Raw genomic sequence first — 20,956 nt, 5'->3', positions numbered from 1 at the left:
ATTGAAGCGAGCAAGATTGCACGGAGGCACCAAGTCGAAAAAGGGAATCATGCCCGCGCGCTCTTCAGGCAGTCTTGCCGCCTCCATCTTGGCAATGAGCTCCATGCGCTCCTGCTCGTGCGCTGCCGCACCCTCGGACCCAGCTTGGCCGTCAGCATCGGCATGTGCTGCGCCTTCGCGGGAATCGCAAGCAGCCTCGCTCTTTCGTGAGCCGTCCGCCGCCCATTCATGCAGATCGACCGCCGCCGCAGGCAGCAGATACTCCGGCAGAAGGTCGCACGGGTGCACGCCAACGCCCTCATGAATGGCAATGCCCGCATGCGTATCCGCATTCGTACAAGACGCGGACGAATCCGGGGCGCCCATCTCCGCATGGCAAACCGCAGCATCAAAAGCATCGGCACTCTTATCCGCTCCGCCAAACGGGCCAACGATCCCCCCGTTCTCATCGAGCTGCGTGCCGGAGAATTCCGCCTCGATCCACCTGAGACGCTCGTTGACCTCGCGGTGGCCTTCGGCGGCGCGTCGCGGGAAAATCACCCAACGGGTGTCGTCTTTCGTAAAGCCCCGGGCCGGACGAGCATGCGTCACGTCGGCGACCTCCACGAACGTGGACGAATGGCACACGCGCGTGGTTGCTCGCAGAATGACCGGCGTGCGGTAACGCTCAGACAAATCGAACGCCGCGCGCATCATCTCGATGCCTTGCTCGATGTTTTCAGGGTCGAGCACCGGCACCTTGGCGAAAGCCGCGAACCGGCGCGTGTCCTGCTCGGTCTGAGAGGAAATGGGACCCGGATCGTCAGCCACATACAGCACGCAGCCGCCTTCGATGCCCACGTAATTCAAGCTCATAAGCGCGTCGCTGGCCACATTGAGGCCCACCTGCTTGCATGTGAACAGCGTGCGCGCACCGGCGTACGATGCGCCCGCCGCCAATTCCAACGCCGCCTTCTCGTTGGTGGACCACTCCACGTGAACGCCCTGCGCGCTGTGGTCGGCCACGCGCGCGGCGATCGTCTCGATGAGCTCGCTGGAGGGTGTGCCGGGATAGCCCGCTACCACGCCCACGCCCGCTTCAAGCGCCGCGCACGCGAACGCCTCGTTTCCCATCAGCAGCTTTTTTGCCATATGGACCCCCCTGAATAAAAACGTTGACGCCGGCATGCGGCAGAGATGATCGCGCTCAAGTTTGCCTTTTGCCCATTGTAGCCAAAATGCAAAAGCCGCCGGGGTGCGCGCATCCCAGCGGCTCAAAGTTCATGCGTACGAAATAGGATAATGAGGGCACCGGAGCAGGCACCTGCCGCCCTTCGACCCCTCAACAAGCCCCACAAGAGTCAACGCCGACTCTTGGCACACACCAACCCCTCATGCGGCGTGGGCGCAAACGTGCAACTGGTTACTGAGGGGCATTTCCAAGACACGCAACACGCCGCCGAATGCGCCATGAAGCGCACCGCCCTCGAACAGATTATTCCCCAATATGAAACGCGCATCGCAAGCGCCTAGCCCGCAATGCGCGTTTCGCACACGCCCAGCCTCAAATGCCCTCCCCTCCTTGGAGCACATTGATGCCTTCGGATGTGAGATTTGTTGTTTAAAATGCCAATCAAACGGCTGGTTTCTCGCAATCTGCATTAGCCTCCGGAAGCACGATATTTAAGACAATGCCCATCAAAGCGGCTACCGCAAGGCCAGGAATGGCATAATCGCCCAGAGGAATGCTCACCGACAACGCCTGCATTCCCACTCCAACAACCGCGGGACCCCCAAAGATGATAATATTGCGGCTTTGGTGCAAGTCGATTTGATGAGTAACCAGCATTTTCAATGCGTTGCAGGCGATAAGCCCAAAAATCACAATCGATACGCCGCCGATTACCGGATCGGGAATCGTGCCGATAAGAGCACCCACCTTTGGACAAAACCCGCCAATGAGAAACGCCGCAATTGCCGCAAACCAAAACACCTGGGTTGAATAGACCCTCGTCACGCTCAGCACGCCGATATTTTCCGCAAACGTTGTGGCCGGAGGGGCTCCGCAAAGCCCAGCAACAACAGTCGCTAATCCGTCGCCCAAAACCGACTTCCATAGCATAGGGCCGTAATTTCGCCCCACCATTTCTCCGATGACAAACAGATGCCCTATATGCTCGATAACCACAACGAGAGCAATGGGGCTGACCAGAATAATTGCCGAAAGGTCGAACTCGGGCAACGTTATCTCGGGCACACCGATCCAGGTCGCCTCTTCGACAGGGCTGAAGTCAACAAGTCCAAAGGCGCATGAAAGCACATAAGCAACAATCGCACCGAGCAAGACGGGGATGGTGTTGATGATTTTCTTCCCAAAGCATGTGCACAAGACAACCGTAATAAAAGCCACAAATGCTACCGTAAGAGCTTGCCAGCTTGAAACGGAATCATCGGTAAGCAACGCTTCCGACACCGCAGTCGTAGAAAGGCCGCAACCGATTACGAAAATGATAGACGCCATTACCACGGGAGGAATGAACTTATCGATCCAGCCCGTACCTATGGCGCGAATGACGAGCGCGCACACCACAAAGATAACGCCGGCAACCACGATGGCCGATCCAACGCCCGCGACCCCCGCCGCAGCCCCCGCTACGACAACGGGGCCAACAAAACTGAATGACGGACCCAAATAGCTTGGGATTTTTCCCTTGGTCACCAGCAGATACAGTGCAGTCCCAATCCCCGAGCACATAACCGAAACCGATGGCGAAAACCCCATCAGCATAGGCACAAGAACGGTAGCGCCGAACATCGACAAAAAGTGCTGCATGCCAAGGGGGATAGCCTTAGCGAAGGGCAGTTTTTCTTCCACGCCTACAACTCGTTTACTCATGATTTCCCTTTCATGAGGTCGGGCGACGAACGAGGGGTGGACAGCGTTCGTCGCCCAGAAGTAATCCGTTTACGGCTTTGGGGAACTAAGCCGCTTTCTTTGCCGGCTCTGCAGCCTCCTCCTCGTCTTCTTCCTTGGGAAGAATCAGATTCAGGACAACTGCCAGAATCGATGCCAAAAGAAGGCCAGGCACGTTGAACGAACCGATGGGAATGGAGACGCCGGTAGTCATCATGCCAATGCCAACGATCAGGGACGCGGCGGCAATCATGAGATTGCGGTTCTTATTGAAGTCAACCTTCGCCTCAACAAGCAGCGACAAACCGTTGCCCGCGATAAGGCCAAAGAGCAGCAGCGAGACGCCTCCGAGCACGCAATTAGGAATCGAATAGAAGAGCATAGCGAGCTTGGGGCAGAATCCGCCAATGATAAGAGCAAAGCCAGCCGTCCACCAGAAGACGCGAGTGGAGAAGCAGCGGGAAAGACCCATGACGCCAATGTTCTCGGCAATGGAAGTCAGGGCAGGGCCGCCGAGCGAACCAGACACGATAATGCCCAAGCCATTACCCATAAGCGAAGAAGAAAGCTTGCTGTTGCAATCTTCGCCCGAAAGGTTGGTCACCGTCATAAGGTGGCCGATATGCTCGACGCAGAGCACCAGGGCGATAGGAGCGATAACCATAATGCCGTTAATGCTAAACGTAGGAAGCGTGATGTTGGGAAGACCAATCCATGCGGCGTCAATCACCGGCTGAAAATCAACAAGCCCAGCAGGAATGGCTACGATGTAGCCAACAACGATACCGATCAAGACAGGGATCATGCGCAGGAATCCCTTGAACCAGCTCGAGGCGACAACGGCTACCAAGAAGGTAAGGAAGCCGATGGCGCAGCCAACCGTATCAAACGTCTCGGAAGCGCCGCCGTCGAACATCACGGAATTGATTGCCGTAGCAGAAAGGCCAATGCCGATAACCGCAATGATACATCCCGTAACAACCGGGGGCAGCACCTTGTCAATCCAGCCCGTGCCGACAAGCTTCACAAGCAATGCCACAATGCACAGCACAATACCTACAGAAACCACGCCGCATAGCGCGCCGCCGATGCCATCAACCGCCGTAACGACAGCCATGGGCGTAATGAAGCTGAACGATACGCCAAAGTAGCTCGGAACTTTATTCCTGGTGCACAAGAGATAGATAATCGTGCCCAAGCCCGTGCAGAACACGGCAAGCGCCGGGTCCAACCCCATAAGCATGGCGGGAACAATAGCGCCACCGCCTACGAAAGCCATCAAGTGCTGAAGCGAATACGTTAATGCCTTTCCCAATGGCACCTTATCCGCAATCGCGTATCCACCATCTGCTCTCATCCTTCATCCTTCCCTTTGAAATTGCCTTCTCGCCCCAATTTGAGGCGACGTTCACAGAATTAGCCCTAAGCCTCTGGCAGCGTGAGCGCATCAGCGGGGCATGCCTGAATGCACAGGCCGCAATGCGTGCACTCGTTTTGCGGGTGTTTCTTTCTATCGGCGCAAGGATCGATGTGCTCGGGGCAAATCGATACACACGCCATGCACATAGCGCCTTTCTTTCGAATGCATGCATGCTTATCAACCACGGGATACGGCTTGGGCTTGCGCTTGGATGTGTTGACCGGATGGGCGAGCTCAAGTTCGTTCAAATCGAACGCGATGCTCGACGCTCCCGTTTCTGCCACTAGCGCATTCAGATTTTGAAGATCAAGATCGAAAAAGCCGCCGGCGAATTCCATGGCCCCGCGATAGAAGCGCTCCGACACTATCTGCCCAGCTAGAGAGGCGAGTTTGGGATACCAGTTCAGAATGTGCTGCTTAAGGAATTCCTGCTGGAGCCGCAGGTACGTGCGCACCGAATCCATCTGGTCGGCCTTGAAAGACTCGCATGAGCGTTCCGCGATGAGCGCCATAAATTCGCACATAAAGGAGAGGTGGTCTTCTGGCAGATCGATTCCCTCGCCAAGTTTAAGCGCCTGTTTTTTGAAGATGTTGTACACCTTCCCACGCGCAAAGCCCATAAGGCGCTGCTCTTCGCCGCCGAATGCGCTTTCGTAGGGCAGCGCCATGCGGCCGTCCACTCCCTGGATTCCATAGAAGGCCAGCGTGTAATCGCGATTGAGCAACTCGCGCGTACCCGTATTCCTCTTGGCAAGATACCTCGCCATCACATGCACGCCATGGTCGATGCGCTGGTCGCCGCAGGCAAAGCCCGACAAGCCCCCCTGTGCCAGCGCCTCAATATCTTCCTGCGACAAAGGCTCACGGAAAATCTTTGCAACGAGGCGATACAGCGACGCTCGCCCGTTCTGCACCTGGACGAATTCTTCATACGAAATCATCAGATGATTCCTTTTCTCTCATTGCTCGCATTCACGGAATGCGGCCATCATTAGACGTTCAGAATGACGCTCCTGTTGGCCTGAGCCTCCTCGAAGAAGAAGAGGAACCCTGCGCCAACAATCCACATGAGCATGCGCAGGCAGATGCCCCCTACCACGGAGAACACGAAGCCTGCGATTAAAAGCAGGGCGTCCGCCCCGGGCACACCACCCGCGAAAACCACGCCGAGCAAAACGATGGGGGCCGCAATCCCACACGCTACGATGCCTCCCCAGAAAAGCGCCGCGTTGTCCTTAAGCCTCCCTTTTCCCAAGTGCAATGCATAGGCAATCACGGCAATGGCAGAAAGCACCATGCCCACCGCGGTAACCGTCACGGCAAGGCTCAAAACGGCCTGCCCGGCAGAAAGCACGGAAGCGGCAGCCGCATACAGAAGCCCGCCCGAAACCAAAGCGGTGCCCGTGTAAGCCAAGGGGAGCTTCTTTGTGTTCCACGTGGGCTTTGAGGAAATCAGATAGCCATGGCCGGTAGCAAACGCCAGCCCAAGGCCGGCCGCAATGCCGAGCGCGCCAAAAACAAGGCGGGCCATAGCGCTATCGAAGAGCACGCACGATGCGGCGTAGCCAACCATGAGAATTGAAACGATGCCAAGCATGATCAGCTCTACCGAAATGCCAGAAAACGATGTCAAGTGCGAAATCGCCGAAAGCGCATGCTTGGGAGTGGCAAGATGCAGCACCGAGCAAAGGCCGCCAACCACCACCAGGACGAACGACACCACGGTCACCGCCAGCGTAAATTCGACGGGCGCCCCAAAAATGTTGCCCAGGCCAACAAACGCGAACGCGCACCCGCCGCATCCGGCAAGCATCGAGAACAGCACAAGGGGCCATTGAATCTTCGGTGCCATTTACACCAGCTCCTTCCATGTGGCGTATTTCGGGGAGAGGATGTAACGCGTCAGCGGCTCTTCGCCCTCGGGCGCCCCCAACGTATGGATGCATTCGTCGGGATACTTCGCAAGCTCGCGGGAAACATCGGAGTTGGGGTCGTCCAAATCGCCGTAGAACCTTGCTCCGCCGGGACAGTTGTGGACGCACGCAGGCTTCTCTTTGCCCTTCGCGGTCAGATGCTGGCAAAGCGTGCATTTTTTCACCACGCCTTCGTCCTTATCGAAGCTACGCACGCCATAGGGGCAGGCGTATAGGCAATACTGGCAACCGATGCATTTGCTTGCATCTATCAGCACGATATTGGTTTTCTCATCCCTGTAGCTCGCGCCCGTGGGGCACACCTCGACGCAACGGGCATGCGTGCACTGCTGGCACTGAACGGGCAGGTTGTAGCGCTCGATATTGGGGTACTGCCCCGTCGGGCCAACCTGAATCACACGGTTGTAGAAAATCCCCAGCGGAAGGGAGTTCTCGAGTTTGCAGCTCACGATGCAGCTATCGCATCCGGTGCATCGATCGAGATTGATTACCAAACAGTTTCTAGGCATGATGGAACACCTCTTGCGTGTTGCACTCCACGTTGTGATCGGGCATGAACGGCTTGAACTCTTCGGGTTCGGTCCAAACGCCCTCGGGCTTCTCGGATTTGACAACATTGACGCGATAGCCTCGCCAGCTTGCAGAGGCGAACGTGGGATTAACCACATCATCGCGCGCCATAAGGTTGACATTGCATTGACGCCAACCGCCCGTCGGATTCTTCTGGGACCCGTCGTAGCTTTCGGGGAAATAGAAACGCTCCATCATGACAACGCCAGGACGAACGCCTTCGGTGAGATACGCTCGGCCACGCGTTTTGCCCCTGCGACTTGAGAGCTCAACCCATTCACCGTGATTAATGCCCAAGCGCTTGGCGTCACGCGGATTTATGCGCACATCAGGCACCGGCATAAGTTCGCGACTGTAGGGTGCATTTCTGAGCGTAGTATGATGGTAGTGCGCCACGCGGCCTGTGGTCAGGTAGAACGGATACTCCTTGTCGTCCTGGAGCATGTTCTCGCTCTGCTCCCGGTACGTGCACACGGCGTCGTATTCAAGCCATTCGCCTTGCGGCCCCGTCTGTTCGTACGGGAAGTTGTACGGGAATCCCGTATGCCCGTTCATCACAGCCATAGTCACATAGGGCTCGCACTTGCGTGAGAGCGTGGCAAATCCGGCAGGCAGCCCATCATCTACAATGTCGAGATACTGATAGAACTGGTAGAGCTCATCAATGGGAACGGTAAGCGTGTGATCCTCGGAGTGTTTTACCGCCTCGGCCCAATCGTCCACACCGAACATCTCGGCCCATTGGGGATAGATGTCTTCCTTAGTGCGATAAGTTCCATTGAACTGGAAGTCGCGGCAAAGCACCTTATCGTCACCGCCAAGCTTTTCGCACAGTTTGTCAACCATCTGAGTTACGAGAATGAACGGGTCGATAGTTTCTCCCAGATGAACCACTTGCTTGCGCATGTAGGTCTGGTTGAACTGCGTGGTCATTTCAGTGGCGTGCTCGAACTCGAGCCATTCCTGGGTGGGCAGGAACAAGTCGGCATCCTCAAACGTAGTAGAGGTCATATGGGGCTGCTGGTGGATGCAAAAGTCGATAGTCGAATACGCCTTATTCCACTCTTCGCCCGAGCTCATAACGCAGTATTTATTCCCCGACTGTTCCCAGCGGACGGAAATCTTATAGGGCTCTCCCACAAGCAGCGCCTTGCGAACGGGAGCCAGCTCGTTGAGCTGCCACTGATGAACAGCCTTGTGGTGGTCGGAGCCCAAACGCGCCATTTGGTAAGCAACAAATTCCTTCTGCTTCGCAAGGCCGTCCACGCCCTTTTCATTCCAACGCTCCACCGCCGCCTTGCTGCGACGAAGGTTTTCGTTCTTCGTCAGGCCAACCGTCCAGCCCACGCCGAACGTTTCCTGATACGGGCGGCCGCACCAGAAATGCGTGGGGCGCGTGGTATGGCGCGACTCAGGCTTCTGCTCGGTCAAAACAACACCCGGCTTGTCCACCTTGCCGCACAGCATGTCAAGAGCCATCGTGCCAAAAATGAAATTAGAAGAAAGTTCGCTCATATCCGCGAACTGCCCAGTTCCAATACCCGAAAGAGTAGTTGCATACAGCCTGACTGCACGTTCGATGGTATCCGCATCGACCCAGGTAACTTCGGCGGTCTTCTCAAGCGTCCACTCCTGGCATGCCTCCCATTGAATTTGGCCGCCGGTCTTGCACATGCGACCATTCACCTCCGCCTCGCAGAACACCACGGGGTCAACCGGCGAGTTTTCGGGGAGCGTATACGGGAAAGGCTGTATGGAATTGGTTCGCGCGTCGAAGCATACGTAGGCAGGCGTATCGTACACATCATTCGGATCGGCGGAAGGATTGACGTAATCGGGCCAAACTTCTTCTGCCTTAATAGGAAGGCGCGTGTCGGGGTCAATGAGGAACGGATAGTTCGTCCAATACTTGCAGAATTGCTCATCGTAGAGCTTGTTCGCAATAATGTAGCGGAACCAACCCAGCAGCATTGCGATGTCAGCCATGGGGCGAATAGGAAGCCATATATCCGCCTTGGCAGCTTCCTCGGTGAAATACGGGTCAACGACAATTGTCTTTACGCCGCGTTCGCGCATGTCCGCGTTTGCCCGCGCCGCATATGCCGCACCCGAAGCGCTTGTCTGCGCGCCCCAGAGCACCACGCACTCCATGGCGGGATTCCATGCATTCCACATTTCGCGGGCGTTGTTTCCCTCGTGTCGATTGTTCGAACCGCCGCGCATCCACTGGCCGGCGCAATCGGCGGGCAGATAGCACTGGCAGCCACCGCCCGATATGCACACCGGAGCGCCTATGGCATCCTGCGTCACGCGCTGGAACACGTTGCCGTAAGTGCCGCCGCCGCCGGCTCCCACCATGATGGAGTATGGCCCGTACTTCTTGGTTGCCAAGGCCATCTGCTCGCCCGCAAGGTTAAGCGCCTCGTCCCACGAGATAGTCTCCCACTCGTTTCCGCCGCGCACGCCTATGCGCTTCATGGGGTGAAGAATATGGCGAGGGCTATATACGAGATGCAGCTGGTTGAGCGCCTTGGTGCACAATGCGCCCTTGGTCAGCGTGCCGTCGTAGTCTCCCTCAATTTTCACGGCAACGCCGTCTTCTGTATACACCCACACCGGGCAGTTGTTGTAGCAGCCGTGGCAGCAGGTATGATGTTTCTCCAGCTTCACTCCCGAAGTGGCAAACTCTTCGTCGGCTTCAACCAGGGCTGGTTTTTCGGCAAGTTCCAAGCCGGCAAGACCCGATGCGGCATGCGACAGCTTAGAAAGACTTTTGCGCCTCCAAAGCGCAACGCTTTTCATGTCCCCCATTCCGTTGTTCCTTTCGTTGTATAGGCTTCGCCTTGCGCCGTTATTGGAAAGATGGCCCCTATTCATGAGCCTTCAGATAGGCATTTCCTTCGTCGGTCAGCTCCCAGGCATCGTTCCAAACCAAACCTCCGGCGTTTTCCAACTCGGCCAAAAGGGCGCTTGGGTACACCGGCAAATCGGAAAGGTCGTTGCGGGATGGCAGAGGCGCTTTATTGCTCAAAGCAGACTCGATTTGCTCATAGGATTGAGGTGTGCGGCACAGATTCATCACGCCCGCATACGCCTCGCGGCGATCGGGCGATGCCGCGAACAGCGCATCAAGGCGCTTCTCGGTTGTCATCTTGCCTATGACGGCAATGGCGGCATCCGTGGCTTTCAGCGCGTAAGAACAAATCAGATCGTCCAGCTCGTCTTCGGAAAGAGAATTCTTCTGGCTTGGAGCTATAACGTTTCCCCTAGCGTCAAGTTCAATGAGGTCGAGCGCTTCCGCTTGCACGAGAATCCGAATAATCGAAGCTTGGCTTTGGTCGATATATTTGAATTCGGGATACGTCGCCATCTCTTCTTCGGCGCATGCAAACGAACGCTGCTCTTTGCAAAAGCCCAGTATTTTCCTCATGATTTCGGTCAAAGACCTTCGGCGGCTCATGATTTTTTCTATTTCCGCCATCCGTTCTTCTGTGGCCATGCTTCCTGCCTTTGCTCGATTCCTTCACCTTTTGCCGTAGGCGCGCCGCCTTGCTTTTGCGGTTCGGCCGATGCCGAAAAAATACGATTCCCACGAAGCGCGGCATATCGGTGAAACGATTGATTGCCAGAAAACGGCATCCATCAAAACGTCGATTTTTTTGTTTTCCCAGGTCGGAATCTTTTACAATGAAAACCTAGACGGAAAACCTCCCTCACACACCAGCTACAATAATGAAGATGGATTCAGCAGGCAGGGGGCAACATGATGGACGAATCCAGGGCTTCACTCCTTATAAGAATCGCTGGCTTTTCGCTTTTCTGGACGTGGCTATTTCTAATGGCGGTGTCCCCTTCGCCGATCTTCGGCCAGCTGATGGGAGCGGCTAATGCCCCATTTGAAATATCGGAAGAGACATTCAGGGTGCTCCTGCTTTTTCTAGCGCTCGCGTTTGCTAAGCGGCTCGCAACGGAAGACGGCAGGGTTCTGCTCTCTGGCATCTGCATACTGATTGGACCGTTCTCGGCAATTTCGCTCGCACTCGCCCAGACCCCAGAGATGATTACTGCGGCTTCTTTCATCGTTGCCGTCGTTGACGTGTCCATGCTGGTCATGTGGCTCTGCTATTTCGGCTATGCAAAGCTCGGTGACACCGCAATTCTCATAGCCGGCTCCTACGGATTCGGTTCGCTCTTCTATATGGTCGTCACGCTCCTCAGCCCCGCTATGATGCTAGGAATCGCAGCTGCCCTGCCCGTTGTATCAGGAATCGCATTCGTCGCTTCGACAAAACTCCTGGTCGACCGCGAAGGCCGTAATCTTTTTCAGACCACGGAGCAGTGCGAGCACAAGAAAACGCCCCTGTCTATCAAGCGGATGACAGGTGCGCTCGTTCTTTATGCATTCATCTTCGCGTTCTATTCCTCCCGAACAGCCTCTTCAGAATTCGCGTTTGCAAGCGGTCCCTCGCTTCAGGCGGCATGTTCGATTGGCTTGGGAATAGTCTTTCTTGCAATTGCCCGCTTCAGCAAGCAAAAGGGGCTCTACGCCGCCTACAAATGTGTCCCGCTGCTATTTGCTGCAGGGCTCTGCTTATTTGCGCTCGCACCTTCTAGCCTTCCGACACTCGCAGGAGCGCTCATTATTGTCGCCTATCTTCTGTTTGAAATACTGTCCTTTAATGACTACTGCAACGCCGTCAAAACCAATGACGACCTACTCATGCGCTCGATGGTGATGGTCAGGCTCGCAGCTTCTTCGGGAATGCTTCTTGGATGGGTTGCCGAAGAGGCCATTGGGCGCTTCGGAGGAGCCATCCCTTCCCCTGCGCTCATCGCTACCACCTGCCTTGCGGTTGTGGTTGTTGCGTCCGCCATCGTATTCACCGACCGCCCGATGAGCGAGCTGGAATCCATCGCAGGCAACAGGGCCATCCAAGAAAAAACCGAGCATCGGCCAGACAAGATGTCGTTCATCCCCGCGTTTGCGGAGGAGTTTAAGCTGTCAAAGCGCGAAACGGAGGTGCTGACCTACCTGCTATCGGGACGAACGATGCAGTATGTCGCAGAAAAGCTATTCATAGCAGAATCAACAGCACGCACCCATACGCACAAAATCTACCTCAAGACCAATTCTGGCGACCGCATGCAACTCATAGACTCTTTTGAGCGGTTCTGCGACAAGAAAGAAAATGGTTCACCCGTGTAAATATCGGGCGCTTTCTCATTCCATCAGCCAGTCCAGCGCGTAAATTTGAGTAATGCCGTCATGGGAAACCTGGCGCACGTCATCCAGCGTGATGAGCGTCTTGGGGTAGTTGTCGCGCAGTGCCTGAAGCGATCGCAGCTCACGCTCGAGCGTTGACGTCTCCGCAACGCTTTCCTAGAGACTGAGTGGCATTGTGAGATCTCAGGCCTTTATCGACGCGAACGCCTGAGGAATATCACCGCCACCACAATAGCAATCGCTGACACCGCGACAACGCCGATCACGATGGGGATCACCGCGCCCGTCATGTCGTTCGTACGGGAGAGCTCCCCGCCAGCCTGACCGTTGTTGGATGACGCATCGGAGCCTCCTGCCTGCCCCGTATCGGAGCCCGTGCCCTCCGGGTCGTCGGAGCCACCGGCACCGTCGCTGTCGGAATCGCCAGAGCTGTCACCGTCGCCGGAGCCGTCGCCATACGGCTTTACGTCAACGCTAGCCTGAACCACGAGCACGCCATCATCAACCCCAACGGTGTCGCTATCGCCTCCGGAGACGTGAGCGCCCGTGCCAAAATGGTACGAGAACCCGCCCTCGGCATCGGCAGCGCTCGCGAACGTCACTGCGCGCGTCGTCGCATCGTACACTCCCGCACCGGGATCTACTTCCATGAGGCCAGCAGCCAGGGAGGACAGGTCGACCACTACCGATCCGTCCTTCTGCTCCGCGCCCTCGAACACGGGCGTCTGGGGCCGGAGGTCTTCCCCGCCGGCGGCAACCAGCAAGCACCCATCGAGGCTCATGCCGTTCAGATCGAGCGACTTCAGCTTGTTTCCATAGGCGATCAGGGATTCAAGCGTTTGCCTGCTCCCCTCGGGAATCACCAGCTCTGACAGCTGGTTATCGCCCACGCTCAAACTCGCCAGAGCGGCAGTTTGGGGAATCTCGAGCTGCGTCAGCCCCGTGCCAGATACATAAATCTCAGTAAGCGGGGCATCAGCGGCAAACGTAAGCGACGCCAAATTGCCCGCCCCGTTAACCCACACGCTGCCAAGCGCGTGCTGCGCCGACAGGTCAAGCGACGTCAGGGCGCCGGCGCCATCGATCCGCAAATCGCTCAGCGAGGCTTGGTGGGAAAGATCGAGACCCTCAAACCCGCCGCCGCCAAGGGCGAGCGACTCAAGCTGCGTCAGCCCCGAAAGATCAAGCTGGGTAAAACCGCTGTTCAACAGGCTAAGGGAAAGCGACTTAAGCTGCGTGTTTGACGAAAGGCCAAGCTGGGTGAAGCCCTCGCCTAGAGCGCTCAAGCGTAGCTTCTCCAGCCCCGCAAGATGCGACACGTCAACGCTATTCAGCGACCCACAATTAGAAACCACCAGGTCAGCAATATCAACGCCCTCACCAAACGCAAGCGACTCGAGCGAACGCAGCTCGGCAACGTCCAAAGACCCAAAGCTCATGGAGCCGGCAAACGACAGGCTTGCCACCGACGCCGAAGAACCCGTCAATACGTCGTTGTCGAAAACAACCGTGCCCGTTGCAAGCGAAGGCGATTCAACCGTTACGCCTTGCACGCCATCCCTAGCGCCCACCAAAAGCCCATCAAGTCTCATGGCAGGGAGCTTGAGCAAGGCATCGCCCTGGTCAGAGAGGGTGATTGTCACATATTTCAGCTCAGCAAGATGCTCTATGCCGCTTTTCGCATAATCGGCTGCCGGCACGTCGCGGCACCGCAGCGTCTGGCACTGCGCAATGGCGTCAGCATCGCCCGCCGAGACCACATGGTTCGCGTCGTAAGTATCCTCGCGCCCGAGCGCCTGCTGCCAGACGATGGTCGCAAAAGAACCCACCGGGAACACATCGCCCATGCGCTGGCCCTCAAGAGCGGACACCGCCTTCACCGAAGCGGCAGGTGCCTCGAGGTTTTCGACAGCTGCGATAGTCTGCAGGTCACCGAAGCCCATAAGAGGCTCCGACAGCGTTGCAACCTGAGCGCCGGCGGGTTTCACCGTGAACAGGCCGTCCGCCACCGCAATCTCCTTGGCTAACACAGCGCCCGGAGAAAGAAGGCTCGGGTCTGCGTCATCGGGACGCGCGGCATTCACCTCGAAGGAAGACGGTCCTCCCGTAAGATCCACGCCGATGGCTCCGTTCGGCGCGAACAATGCACCGAAGCTCGCCGCGTTTTGGACATCCACGACCACCGACGAGCGTCCCTCCACGTTAATGTCGCCCTCCCAGGCATCAACGGCGGAGCTGAACGCGCCCCGAACGGAAAGCGCCGCGTCGAAAACGGCAACCGACCCATGCTGGCTGTCCAGCCCGTAATACGCGCGGCCTGCAACGTCGTCCGTCGCCGTCAGAGTAACCGCATTGCCGCGACCCTGCACCACAATATCGTCATCGCACCTGATGGCAGTGGTGAAAGGCGCATCGTTCGCAGCATCTTCGGCAGAAGAGAGCGTTATCGAGAGGTTTGCCTGGATAGTCGCGCTTTGGGCGCGTACGACGCTTACGGCCTCCTTGTCCGCAACGGCATGACGCACGTACGCTATGGAAAGCGACGAGCCGTCAGGCGGAACAGAACCGACGATATCCAGCGCACCGCCCGCATAAATCGCCCCGGCAACCTGCGAGGCATCGTCCACCGTAATCGTGCTCGGCTCGCCCTGGATTTGGATGCGCAAGTTGCCCGCCGTGTAAATGGCGTACTTCGTAGAACCAGCGCCGCCCGCCTGGTCAATGGAGGCGCCGTTGAGCGTAAGCGTAGGCGTGCCGTCCTCATATGTCAGCTTCACTCCGTCCACCTCGAACGGAGCGTCGTGGCGCACGCCGCCCACCCAAACGCTGGCGCCCTCGGCGGATTCGGCCACCGTGAATCGAACGGAAAAGCCGCCCAGCTCTTCAATGCCGCCGCCAGCAGGCTGCAGCACGCCCTGAACGGTGGCTTCGCCATTTTCAAGGACCACCGTGGCCGCGTTGTTCTCCCAAGACGATTCGACAAGGCCCATGGCAATGCCCGGGAACGTTGAGAGGTCGACGGTCACCTGCGCATCAAGCGGAGTGCCCGCAGGCAGTTCCACCGTGAAATCGGTCTGCGTATCCTCTTCGGCCGCCACCGAAACAGAAGAGCCCCGTCGCTTTTACGCGACATGGGCCAGAAAATAGCGTGCGATATCGGACCGACCTCCCAAGCGCTCGCGTGCGCTATTCGGCCATCTTGGCCATGAGGTCCTTAATCTTCTGGCGAGCGCCTTCGCAACCGGTTCCCATCATCTGCACGGCGAGGATGGCCGCATTCTTGGCGCCGTTGATGGCGACGCAGGCCACGGGCACGCCGGAAGGCATCTGCACCATGGAGAGCAGGGAATCGAGACCTCCCAGGTCGGAGGTCTTCATGGGCACGGTGATAACCGGCAGCGGGGTGTAGGCCGCAACCACGCCACCCAGATGCGCCGCCTTGCCGGCGGCGGCGATGATCACGCGCAGGCCGCGCTCTTCGGCGCTCTCGGCCCAAGCGTGGACCTCGAGCGGCTTACGATGAGCGGACGCCACCTTGACCTCGTACGGCACGCCGAACTCATCCAGCTGCTTCATGCAGGGCTCCATGGTGGGCATATCGCTCTCGCTGCCCATGATGATGCCAATGACCGGGGTTTTCTCTTCGCAACCCATAGCGTTCTCCTTTGCTTAGCAATCGCAGCACACACGCCGCGCCCAACTTACGCGCACGATGATACCCGGTTTGGGCAGGCCGCGTGCATCAAGCGTAAAAACCACACGGCTCGCTTGCGGCCGTTTAGCGCGCACCGCCGCCTCCGCCGCCGAAGCCGCCGCCCGAGAACCCGCCGCCTCCGGAAAAGCCTCCGCCAAAGCCGCCGCCGCTACTGAAGCTGCCGCTGACGGCGCTCAAGGCCTCACTTGCCACCGACATCGTGTTGCTCTGCATGGTGGAGAACATGTCCACGGGGCTCGAAACGGCGGACGATGCCGCGCTCGTGCCGTAGTAATGCGGCGCATACCAGTAATACACCGGAGCAAAACCGGGGTCCGCCACCACGTTGGGCAGGCGCGTCTGCAGTGCTTTGATGGCCTCTTCTGCCACGCCGACGAGGTAGGCGTACACCATCATCTCGCCCCATACTTTCACGTCGGTGGGCAGGCGCTCGTCAAGGGCGCTGAAATCCTTCAGCCAATTGCGAAGCGCCTCGCATTTCGCGTACAGTTCAACTGCCTCCGTGCTGCGGCGGCTCATGACCGTTCCGACCACGAAGAACACGACCGACATGGGCGCAAGCGCGATCAGCGGAATGAAGTTGGAGAACAGGACGATGCCCACGAAGCCGACAAAAATGCCCAGGAAGCCCAGCGTAGCCATAAGCCCCTGATAACGGCTGCCCTTGGCCTCGAAGAAATTATGCCTGTTGGTCTGGGCGCTCACGATGCCCTGCCATTCGTTCATGGCGTCGATGAACGCGTCGGGGTTGTCCTGGCCGTATTGGCTGATGGTGCCGAACCACAGCGAGTCGGCGCCCTGCGCGAACGTGTCGAACACGACCTTCATCGCCCTGGCATCAATCGGGCTGTCCGCCACCTTTTCCTCCCAGCCGGGAAGGCGCGTGAGATAGTAATCCTGCACCGTTTTGCCGTCGGGAGTCTGGTAGGTGCCCGCGTCGATGCGCAGCGCGCCCTTGTGCGACAGGTGCATGAGCGTCGCCGTGAAATCGGCCTGATCTTGGGAATCCCAACGCCACAGGCGACCGATAACCGCAGGGTGGATGGAGGGGTCGGGCACATCGCGCCAATACTGGTCCTGGAATTTGGGCTTGTGCTCCTTGCCGTGGCGGAAGAACATCACGATCGCCCAGGCGATACCACCGATAGAAACCAGCAGGCACACCACGATGAACGCGAGCGAGCGCAGGCGTTCGGCATTGGCCTGGTTGGCAAGGCGCGATTCTTCCTCAAGCACCGAGTCAAGACGGTCGCCCGTATGACGCATGGGCGACACGGAGCCAACCCCGCTCATCCATTCCACGGGAAACGTCGCGCGCACCTCGGCGTATCCGCCAGCTGCCACCTTCGGGATGGCAAGGGTTATGGTGCCGTCGTTTTGGATGTCCACCGTGCCGTCCAGCGGACCATGCGCCCATGCGCGCACCGTCTCGTCGCCCGACGCAAGGCTGGTGCCACTGGGGGCGGGCAGCCGCACCGTCGCGGTCACGTGGCTGCTGTCAACCTCCCAGCCGTGGCCTACGAATTGCCAGTAGAGCTCTGCGACATCGTCGTACAGCTGAACGAAATTCGTGATGGTATACGAAATGGTGATGACGGACATCGCGTCTTCCACGTCAAAGAACACGTACAGGGTGTCGCGCGCATCGTCGAAGGAATACGCCGTGGTGCCGGGGCCGCCCGCATCGCGCCACTCGGTTTCGAAGGGCACTTCGGAAAGGCCTTCGATCGCCGCCGCGGCAGAATCAATGTTGGCGCCGACGGCCTGCGGCTCCGTCATGGAAACGCCGTCGATTGCCACCTCGCAGGAATCGGAGGGCAGGTTTTCGCCGAGCTCCCACCACACCGCCGTGAAGTCGCCGTCGAATTCGAACTCGCGCGACTCGGTGACCGAAAGCGATCCGTCGTTGTTCACCGTGGCGTCGATGGTCACGTTGGGACACGCGTAATCCTTGGCGTATGCCGACGCGTGCGGGATAAGAAGCCCGAGCAACGCAACGATTGCGACAAGTATGATAAAGAAGACCGCAACGCCGAATGAACCACGGGCGAATTCGCTGCGGGAATATGTATTGCAGGGCTTCATTAAGTCTCCTATGTTCAATCTGTAGTGCGACCTTGCATTTCGCGCGCAATAACGATACCATGCTTCGCGCACCTTTTTACGGAGAGCTGACCGAGAGGCCGAAGGTGCTCGCCTGCTAAGCGAGTATACGCCAAAAGCGTATCTGGGGTTCGAATCCCCAGCTCTCCGCCAGATGCATGCTGCAGGTCCGGTGATGTCCGGACCTGTTTTTTTATTCCGGGATAGAGAGATTCGAACCGTTGAGGTGGAATCGCGTTAAGAAAACCGCCCAGTGGGCGGTTTTTAGCGATTCGCTCGAGGGCTTTAGCCCGAGAGGCAGAGCGTCCGCGAAACGGACGCGGGAATCCCCAGCTCTCCGCCAGATGCATGCTGCAGGTTCGGCGATGTCCGGACCTGTTTTTTATTTCGCCGTTCTTCCGAACGGCTCGCTCCTTAAGAGAGCAGGAGATCTCCGGACGACAAGTCGGACCCCTCTTTCCAGTCGCTAACGACGGCCGCAGCCCAGACGTGCGCCACTTTTCTTGAGTTGCGAACTCCATGTACAGCCAATTTGGCGGAAAACGCCAATAATTTCGAGATACGAACTCCAATCTCCCTTCATTTGCGCGCTCTTGAGTTCTTGACCGCCCGGATGGCGGACGTATCGCCCTGAACCGCTTTCAAGACCGTCATTTTTCCTGGAGAAACGTCATGCGAGCGCGGTTTTTCATACACTGAGGCCATAAATTCCTTGTACGCAAAGTTCGTAACTCGATAATATTGGCGTTTTTCCAAGAATTGCTTGTACTGAACGTCAGACGACTTGTCTCATCTCTTTCTAACTTAGCTCCCGAAAAGTCCCATAGGGTACACTGAGCGCAGCATGAAGCAGGCAATCGCTCAAGAGAGGTGCCCATGAAAGCCACCATTCTGATCGACAATAAGGCCCCGAATAATCTTGTATGCGAATGGGGGCTTTCGGTGCTCATCGAACATCGCGGGCACATGACTCTCCTTGATGCGGGCGATAGCGGGATATTCGTCCAGAACACCCGGACGTTAGGCGTTGATTTGGCCCGTGTCGAATGCGCCGCCCTTTCGCATGCGCACTATGACCACGCCGACGGTTTCGATGCGTTTTTCCAGGTAAACAGCACCGCAAAGCTTTATATCGCAGAAGCTGCGCAGGAAAACTGCTACGGAATCGACCAGGGTGAGATGATGTACATGGGCGTGGCGCCTGGCATGTTCACGCGGCACGCAAACCGCATCGTACGCGTGAGCCGACCCACCGAAATCGCGCCTGATGTTTGGGCGCTTCCCCATTCCACCGCCGGTCTGGCGCAAAAGGGCGTCGAAGCGCGCATGTACGTAGCGCCCGATCAGTCCAATCTTGACAGCGCCCTGGTCAGCACCGCCCAAGCGTCCGCCACCCTCCCCAACAACTGCGCCGACGCAACCGCCGGGGAATCGAACCTTTGCGAGACACATGCGCGCATACGATCCAGCGTACCCGTGCCCGCCGAAGACGAGCTGGTTCCCGACGACTTTTCGCATGAGCAAAGTCTTATCGTAAAGCTCGACGACGGAATTGCCGTGTTCAGCAGTTGCTCGCATTGCGGGCCCGATGTCGCCATCGCCGAGGCCCAGGCCTTCATGCCCGATGAGCGCATTCACGCTCTCGTCGGAGGATTCCACCTCTATGAGACGCCCGATGACGAGGTACGAGCATTGGCAGGACGCCTTAAAGCAACCGGCATCGAACACATATATACCGGTCACTGCACCGGCGACCGCGCACTCGCAATCTTGCGCGAGGAGCTGGGCGAGAGCATGGTGAGCGAAACCGCCGGCGGATTAGTCATCGAGTTAGCGTAACAACACGACCAGCGGACGCATGCCCTTATCGGCAAACAGTCATTCGTAAGTACCACGCATATGCATGGAGAAGAGCTCATCGGCGCCATCTACCCTTTCCACAGGTACGATGTCGCACGACCGGCGCCGATCTTCTCCGCAACGCCTTCCTTGACCATGCGTCCAAGCTCCGCCTCGACGGTCGCCTCACTCACGTTGGAAAGCGCGGCGCGAATATCGCGTTTCGTTACGGGCGCTTTCGCTCGTTGGACGAAAAGACGCACGCGTTCGGACTTTCCCATGCCCGCCGAATCCTGCATCTCCAGAGCGTCGAACAAAAGCGCATACGCCTTGTGGACTGTTTCGAGCCAATACAGTACATAGGGCGCATAGTCGTTCTTCCCTACGTCCCATCCTTCGACGCACGCGTTGAGGGCGTCGTAATACGCCATCCCCGACTCCTCGATGATGCGGTCGACGCTCACGTATCGGAACACGTCAAACCCCGCCTTTTCAAGCATCAGGTTGGCGAACAGACGCGCGATGCGCCCATTCCCTTCGTCGAACGGGCGTATAGCAAGAAAATCTACCGTAAATACCGCGCTTAGAATAAGAGGGCTGCATGAGCTCGCCAGGAATGCATCGGCAAGGCTATCGCAGGCACCACCCAAAACCAGCGGTGTTTCAAATGCCGTAATAGGGCTCACCGGCATGGCGCGCGGGTGGCCATCCACCTGCACATACATATAGTCCTTCTTGCGATAGCGGCTTTTGCGCCCCAAATTGCGGTGAGAATACAGCGTCTCATAGAGCTTGAGAATCGTGGCAGTCGAAAGGGGCATGCCGTCGCTCGGCTCCCCGCAAGACCCCTCGATAAGTGAGAGCGCCCGCGCATAGCCCGCAATCTGGGACTCGGTTTCCCCCGAAGGCTGCGCCCCTTCGACGATCTCCCTTACGCGATCGGCGGGCAGATAAAACCCTTCAATGCGCATGGAGGCGTCCACGTTGTCAAACCGAGCTTCGCGCCGCATGGACTCGAGCGCATCGGAGGCTGTCTTCCTCATAGCGTCAAACCTGCCCCGATCCTCATAGAGGCGCACGTTTGCCGTGCCCACTTGACCGTCGAACAACCCTTGCGGAAGATGGCGATAATCGAACGTGCGCATGGAATACCTCGATCCGGATTAGGCAGAAAACTCTCATGCTTTCTGCCTAATGATACGTCGAAATGCGGCACAAACCGCCAATTCGACCCGCCACATCGGCGACGTCGCGCTTT

At 57.7% G+C, this 20,956-nt stretch carries 14 protein-coding genes, 1 tRNA gene and 1 pseudogene; 4 read left to right on the top strand and 12 right to left on the bottom strand.

The genetic code is table 11. The features are described 5' to 3' along the window. Positions 1-1,131 (bottom strand): annotated as a pseudogene (locus Q0J60_RS03265) (hypothetical protein); the annotation flags it as partial. A 222-nt stretch (positions 1,132-1,353) separates the two neighbouring features. Here Q0J60_RS03265 and Q0J60_RS03260 point away from each other — a divergent pair. After that, positions 1,354-1,512 (top strand): hypothetical protein, encoded by a 159-nt coding sequence (locus Q0J60_RS03260; RefSeq protein WP_294438801.1) that lies wholly within the window; start codon positions 1,354-1,356, stop codon positions 1,510-1,512. Positions 1,513-1,612: 100 nt separating this feature from the next. On the opposite strand, the gene Q0J60_RS03255 is transcribed toward Q0J60_RS03260, so the two are convergent. From Q0J60_RS03255 to Q0J60_RS03225, 7 genes are all read right to left on the bottom strand, one after another. Then, positions 1,613-2,875: a uracil-xanthine permease family protein gene (locus Q0J60_RS03255; RefSeq protein WP_294438800.1), complete on the bottom strand. Its 1,263-nt coding sequence runs from the start codon at positions 2,873-2,875 to the stop codon at positions 1,613-1,615. Positions 2,876-2,960: 85 nt separating this feature from the next. Continuing rightward, positions 2,961-4,250, bottom strand: coding sequence for a uracil-xanthine permease family protein (locus tag Q0J60_RS03250; RefSeq protein WP_294438798.1), 1,290 nt, complete (start codon positions 4,248-4,250; stop codon positions 2,961-2,963). 65 nt (positions 4,251-4,315) lie between these two features. After that, complete coding sequence (locus Q0J60_RS03245; protein ID WP_294438797.1) at positions 4,316-5,254, bottom strand: molecular chaperone; 939 nt, start codon at positions 5,252-5,254, stop codon at positions 4,316-4,318. Between the two features lie 50 nt (positions 5,255-5,304). Further along, complete coding sequence (locus Q0J60_RS03240) at positions 5,305-6,165, bottom strand: DmsC/YnfH family molybdoenzyme membrane anchor subunit (protein ID WP_294438796.1); 861 nt, start codon at positions 6,163-6,165, stop codon at positions 5,305-5,307. Beyond that, a complete protein-coding gene (locus Q0J60_RS03235) occupies positions 6,166-6,756 on the bottom strand; it encodes a 4Fe-4S dicluster domain-containing protein (RefSeq protein ID WP_294438795.1) in 591 nt (196 codons plus the stop codon). It lies immediately after the preceding gene. Further along, positions 6,749-9,628, bottom strand: coding sequence for a molybdopterin-dependent oxidoreductase (locus tag Q0J60_RS03230; RefSeq protein WP_294438794.1), 2,880 nt, complete (start codon positions 9,626-9,628; stop codon positions 6,749-6,751). Before Q0J60_RS03230 ends, Q0J60_RS03235 begins: the two co-directional genes overlap by 8 nt. A 58-nt stretch (positions 9,629-9,686) precedes the next feature. Beyond that, a complete protein-coding gene (locus Q0J60_RS03225) occupies positions 9,687-10,316 on the bottom strand; it encodes a hypothetical protein (RefSeq protein WP_294438793.1) in 630 nt (209 codons plus the stop codon). 264 nt (positions 10,317-10,580) lie between these two features. On the opposite strand from Q0J60_RS03225, the gene Q0J60_RS03220 reads away from it, so the two are divergent. Then, positions 10,581-12,023 (top strand): helix-turn-helix transcriptional regulator, encoded by a 1,443-nt coding sequence (locus Q0J60_RS03220; protein WP_294438792.1) that lies wholly within the window; start codon positions 10,581-10,583, stop codon positions 12,021-12,023. A gap of 209 nt (positions 12,024-12,232) precedes the next feature. Here Q0J60_RS03220 and Q0J60_RS03215 read toward each other — a convergent pair whose 3' ends face one another. The 3 genes from Q0J60_RS03215 to Q0J60_RS03205 form a co-directional block, all read right to left on the bottom strand. Beyond that, positions 12,233-15,139, bottom strand: coding sequence for a hypothetical protein (locus Q0J60_RS03215; RefSeq protein WP_294438791.1), 2,907 nt, complete (start codon positions 15,137-15,139; stop codon positions 12,233-12,235). Positions 15,140-15,227: 88 nt separating this feature from the next. Beyond that, a complete protein-coding gene (gene purE, locus Q0J60_RS03210) occupies positions 15,228-15,695 on the bottom strand; it encodes a 5-(carboxyamino)imidazole ribonucleotide mutase (RefSeq protein WP_294438790.1) in 468 nt (155 codons plus the stop codon). A 124-nt stretch (positions 15,696-15,819) separates the two neighbouring features. Beyond that, positions 15,820-17,841: a DUF2207 domain-containing protein gene (locus Q0J60_RS03205; RefSeq protein ID WP_294438789.1), complete on the bottom strand. Its 2,022-nt coding sequence runs from the start codon at positions 17,839-17,841 to the stop codon at positions 15,820-15,822. Between the two features lie 80 nt (positions 17,842-17,921). On the opposite strand from Q0J60_RS03205, the gene Q0J60_RS03200 reads away from it, so the two are divergent. Together Q0J60_RS03200 and Q0J60_RS03195 are read left to right on the top strand one after the other, a co-directional pair. Further along, positions 17,922-18,012 (top strand) — tRNA-Ser (locus Q0J60_RS03200). A gap of 723 nt (positions 18,013-18,735) precedes the next feature. Next, positions 18,736-19,698, top strand: coding sequence for an MBL fold metallo-hydrolase (locus Q0J60_RS03195; protein ID WP_294438788.1), 963 nt, complete (start codon positions 18,736-18,738; stop codon positions 19,696-19,698). 89 nt (positions 19,699-19,787) lie between these two features. Here Q0J60_RS03195 and Q0J60_RS03190 read toward each other — a convergent pair whose 3' ends face one another. Continuing rightward, the gene (locus Q0J60_RS03190; RefSeq protein ID WP_294438787.1) at positions 19,788-20,843 is read right to left on the bottom strand and encodes a Fic family protein; all 1,056 of its coding nucleotides are present in this window, start codon (positions 20,841-20,843) and stop codon (positions 19,788-19,790) included. Between the last annotated feature and the right edge of the window lie 113 nt (positions 20,844-20,956).

Origin of the sequence: uncultured Slackia sp., assembly GCF_944321625.1 — a bacterium.
Lineage (GTDB): Bacteria > Actinomycetota > Coriobacteriia > Coriobacteriales > Eggerthellaceae > Slackia.
The sequence above is the reverse complement of the archived record's forward strand: the minus strand, read 5'-3'. Positions and strand labels throughout refer to the sequence as shown.